Source organism: Tractidigestivibacter sp. (assembly GCF_057241865.1).
In genome coordinates, this window is the sequence record NZ_DBHHPX010000058.1 from 1 (window position 1) to 915 (window position 915).

The following is a 915-nucleotide window of genomic DNA, read 5'->3' on the forward strand; positions in this document are numbered from 1 at the left end:
ACGGCCAGGCGGGGTGACCCGACGGAAAGCGCCGCAGAAAAGAAGACTCCCGCTGCCCGCCTTGGCGGGTGAGAGAAAAGCTGAAACGGTGGTGTAAGAGACCACCAGCGTCGTGGCAACACGGCGGCTTGGCAAGCCCCTTCCGGAGCAAACGCAAATAGGAGCGCTATGGTGTGGCCCGCACCGCACTCGGGTTGCGCGCTAGAGGGCGTCGGTAACGACACTCGTAGATAAATGATCGTCCTCGACAGAACCCGGCTCATAGGCCCACTTCGCACCTATGCCTCGGTCGGCGCGAACAATGGCATCCACGGTCTTCTCAGCCCAGTCCTTATTGGACACGACAATCTCGAACTTAGCCTTGGGCAGCATGTTCATGGTTGTCTCGCTGCCGCGCACGTGGTGCTTAAACCCAAGCTGCGTACCGCACCCCATGACCTGACTCACCGTAATGCCACGTACGTCAATCTCGCGCAGAGCGTCCTTCACGTCCTCCATGCGCTCCTCGCGCACGATTGCTTCTACTTTGAACATGCTGTCTCCCTAATCGTCAAGGCCCATAAAGGAGGGGCATGCCCTCTCGCCGTGTTGGGTGAGATCAAGCCTCTCTCGCTCCTCACGCTCGCTCACGCGGATGGCCCCACCGCAAAGCGCGCGGACGATGAGGATGCAAGCAAGCGTACCCACAACGGCAACAAGCACGGTGGAGGCAAGCTGCACCCCAAGGAGCCTTACGTCACCATAGATAAGGCCGTCCCAGCTCAGGTTGGGGTTGACGGCCTTGCTCGCAAAGATCCCCGTGGCAATGCCTCCCCATACGCCGCCGATTCCGTGACATCCAAAAGCATCAAGCGCGTCATCGCATCCAAAGCGCGCCTTCATCCTTGAGCAGGTGAAATAGCATATGACCTGTCT

1 other RNA gene and 2 pseudogenes are annotated in these 915 nt (G+C 59.5%); 1 reads left to right on the forward strand and 2 read right to left on the reverse strand.

The features are described from left to right. Positions 1 to 278, forward strand: an RNA gene (gene rnpB / locus ACO59D_RS12235) — RNase P RNA component class A; the annotation flags it as partial. A gap of 25 nt (positions 279 to 303) precedes the next feature. On the opposite strand, the pseudogene ACO59D_RS12240 reads toward rnpB, so the two are convergent. Further along, a pseudogene (locus ACO59D_RS12240) lies at positions 304 to 534 on the reverse strand (P-II family nitrogen regulator); the annotation flags it as partial. Between the two features lie 9 nt (positions 535 to 543). Continuing rightward, a pseudogene (locus ACO59D_RS12245) lies at positions 544 to 915 on the reverse strand (ammonium transporter); the annotation flags it as partial.